General features: G+C 63.9%; 3 protein-coding genes and 1 pseudogene. 1 reads left to right on the top strand and 3 read right to left on the bottom strand.

Annotated elements, in window-relative coordinates; translation table 11 throughout:
• The 3 genes from ACLP25_RS21990 to ACLP25_RS21980 form a co-directional block, all read right to left on the bottom strand.
• Positions 1 to 443: acyl-CoA dehydrogenase family protein (locus tag ACLP25_RS21990; protein ID WP_442471274.1), on the bottom strand; the 443-nt coding region annotated here is incomplete at its 3' end.
• A 156-nt stretch (positions 444 to 599) separates the two neighbouring features.
• Positions 600 to 1,757, bottom strand: coding sequence for an acyl-CoA dehydrogenase family protein (locus ACLP25_RS21985; RefSeq protein ID WP_442471273.1), 1,158 nt, complete (start codon positions 1,755 to 1,757; stop codon positions 600 to 602).
• Positions 1,758 to 1,798: 41 nt separating this feature from the next.
• Complete coding sequence (locus ACLP25_RS21980) at positions 1,799 to 2,587, bottom strand: enoyl-CoA hydratase/isomerase family protein (RefSeq protein ID WP_442471272.1); 789 nt, start codon at positions 2,585 to 2,587, stop codon at positions 1,799 to 1,801.
• 415 nt (positions 2,588 to 3,002) lie between these two features.
• On the opposite strand from ACLP25_RS21980, the pseudogene ACLP25_RS21975 reads away from it, so the two are divergent.
• Positions 3,003 to 3,388, top strand: a pseudogene (locus ACLP25_RS21975) (hypothetical protein); the annotation flags it as partial.

Below are 3,388 nucleotides of genomic sequence, written 5' to 3'. Positions count from 1 at the left end.
AGAACGTAGGCGTCACCGTCCTTGACCGCGCGCGTGCGCAAGGCCGCCGCATCCGACCCGGCGCCAGGTTCGGTCAGGCAATAGGACGCCAGGTTCTCCATGGTGCAAAGCCTGGGAATCCATTTCGCCCGCTGGGCCTCGTCGCCAAAGCTGTCGATCATCCACGTGCACATGTTATGGATCGAAATGTATGCGGCGATGGACGGGCAGCCAGTGGCCAGGGCCTCAAAGATCAGGGCCGCGTCGAGCCGCGAGAGGCCGCTGCCGCCGAAATCGTCGCGCACATAGACGCCGCCCATGCCCAGCGCAGCGGCTTCGCGCAACACATCGACGGGAAAGCGCTTTTCCTGATCCCATTCAATTGCTTTCGGCGCCAACTCCTGCTGGGCGAAACCACGGGCCATCTCAAAGATGGCCTGCTGCTCCGCGTTCAGCGCAAACATCCGATTGGCGATTGGCACACTGGACTCGTGCATCTTGTCTCCAAGCTTCTCCGGGGCGGCGCGAACGGAGTCGGCAGGCCTGCGCAACGCCGCGGTTGTAATCGACCACCCGCTTAACGGGCACGATAATTTTCATCGCAGCGTCGCCTCCCGCATTCAGCGTTTTCCATACTGGACGGCGACCCGCCCGACACGCTCCCGGGCAACGATCAGTTTCATGATGCCAGCGGTCCCGTCACCAATCTCGAGTCCCATGACGTCGCGCATCCGCTGCTGATGCGGCAGATCCATGGACCAGCCGTAGTGACCAAAGGTCAGGAGGCATTGATGGATCACGTCAAAAGCAGTCTTCGGACCCATCCATTTGACCATGGCCGCCTCGGCCGTATGGGGGAGCCCGGCGTCGCGGAGCGCGATCGCGTGGAAGCAAAGCTGACGGATCGCGGCGATCTGGCTGTCGCCTTCGACCAAGGGGAACGTCACCCCTTGATAGGAGGCGATCGGCGCATTGAAGGCGGTGCGACTCTTTGTGTATTCCCACGCTTCGTCCAGCGACGCCTGGGCGCAGCCGACACATTGAAGCGCGATCAGGGCGCGGCTGAAATCGAAGCCGCGCATGACATGCGTGAACCCCTGGTTCTCCTCGCCGAGCCTGTTTGCAATCGGCACGCGCACGCCTTCGAAGAAGACCGAGCCGCGTCCTATGATGTGGCTGCCGACATCGTTGAAGCGCGTGCGGGCGATACCGGGCGTATCGGCGGGAACCACGAGGGCGGTCACGCCCGCCGCCCCGCACTCGGGCGCACCGGTCCGCGCGAACACGATGAATGCATCTGCGCAGTCGGCGAACGTGATCGACGTCTTCTCGCCGTCGAGAACGTAATGATCGCCGTCGCGGCGGCAGCGCAGCTTCAGCGCACTCGCGTCTGAACCGCCGCTCGGCTCGGTTACGCACACGCCCATCAGCGTCTCCCCACTGATCATCCGGGGGATCCAGTAGGCTGCAAGCTTGGCCGAGGCGCTGCTCATGATGATTGCGCCGAGGAGCGACACGCCGACCGGCACGGCGCTGACGTTGAAATCGCCGTAGGCGAGTTCTTCGGCGATCAGGCCCGCCGTGAGGCCCGGCGCGCCCAGTCCGCCGAAAGCCTCCGGAAGATCGACCCCCATGAGGCCCAGTTCCCCCATCTCGCGGACAAGCGAGCGATCGAGTACGCCTGACTTGTCGCGGGCCTGATAGTGCGGAGCGGGTTTTTCGCGCGCGAAACGACGGGCGAGATCCTTGATGGCGAGTTGGTCGTCGTTGAAAATCATACGCAAAAGGCTCCGTCGCGCAGATTGGACAGGAGGCCGCGTTAGCGGCCCTGAAAGGTTGGCTTTTGCTTGGCGAGCATGGCGCGCATCGCGTTCCACGCGTCGTCGGTGCGGGTCACGCGCGCCATCGCGCGCGCCTCGTTTTCGAGTTGTCCTTCGAGGCTCTCGGCCGGACTGGAAAGCATGAGGTTCTTCGCCTCGCCGAAGGCGCGGGTCGGACCCTGCGCAAGCTTGCGGGCGAGCGCCCAGGCTTCAGTTTCAAGCGCGTCAGCCTCGACGACGCGGTTGATGAGGCCAGTCCCGACCGCATCTTCGGCGCTCAAGGTTTCGTTGAGCATGTAGAATTGCGCGGCCCGGCGTGATCCCATCCGGCGCGGCAGGAAGTAGCTGCCGCCGCTGTCGCTGACGATGCCGATGCCGGCGAAGGCGGCGTAGAATTTGGCGTTGGGTGAAGCGAGAACAAAATCCGCCCCGGCGACGAGCGCGACGGCACCGCCCGCGGCCAGCCCATGCACCGCCGCAACGACCGGCGCGTCGAGCCGAGCGAAGCGCGAGATGCCCATGTGGAGATTGGATGTCGCCGCCGAAACAAAGCGCGCAAGGTCCTCGCGGCTGCGGGTCAGCGCATTGAGGTCGCCTCCGACGCTGAAGAACCGTCCCTTCGCGTCGATCAGCACAGCGCGAACGTCCTCGCGCACCGTGCATTCGGTCGCCAGACGATCGAAGTCGGCGGCGAAACGTTCGTCGAATGGGTTGCCGCGCTCGGGCTGGCTCATCGTGATATGCGCCACGCCGTCCACGACTTCGAAGGTGAATGCGGTCAGTTCCATCTCAGCGACCTCGCGACCGGTTGAAAGACCAAAAAAGCCATGCCAACGAAGGGAAAAGGAGGATCCGGCACGACGTCCGGAAGGCGCGCCGTGAGGCGGGCGCTCCGGGGGCTATGGAGGCGAGACGGGGCAAGAAGCCAGCGTCGGACGCGACGGGATCGACCCTCCTCACAACGTTTCCTCCCTGAGGGCGAAAGGCTCGAGCCAAAGCGGCCCTCGCCATAAACTAGTAAGGTAGTTTATCATCTCTGGACGCCTCTTGTCCAGTGGGCTATGCGCGCAGCGAAGCCGCATTATTGAGGCAGCGGCTTCTCTTTGCCGGCACACTGATCGTTTGCCCGCCGAGCGATGGTGTGCTAGTTTATCAAAAAGCGCGACCGCCTGCGACGGCGCGTCGTCAATGTGAGGAGTCTTGGTGAGGGAGCCTGCTGGAGCGGTGTCGGACGACATCCCGGAGCTCGAAACGGTCGACCGTCTTCGCGGTCGTCTCGGCGACTATCTCGGCACGGTTGCGAGGCGCCCGGTCTCGGTCGACCGCGTGACAAAATTTCCGGCCGGCTTCTCCTGGATCACCTGCAGCGTTTCGCTCTCGGGCTTTCCGGACGCAACCGAAGCGATCCTCCGCATCGGGCCGCCTTATGGGCTTTTTGCGCCCTATAGCGCAATGCCGGAATTCGAATCCTTGAGCGCGCTCGCTGCGAGCGACGTTCCCGCGCCCCGCGTCTATCTGGCGAGCGACGATCAAACGATTCTTGGCGCGCCCTTTTTCTTCAGCGAGAAGGTCGAAGGCGACACGCCCCT

This window comes from Roseiarcus sp., assembly GCF_052145395.1.
GTDB lineage: Bacteria > Pseudomonadota > Alphaproteobacteria > Rhizobiales > Beijerinckiaceae > Roseiarcus.
This window is presented reverse-complemented; position numbering and strand designations above follow the sequence as displayed.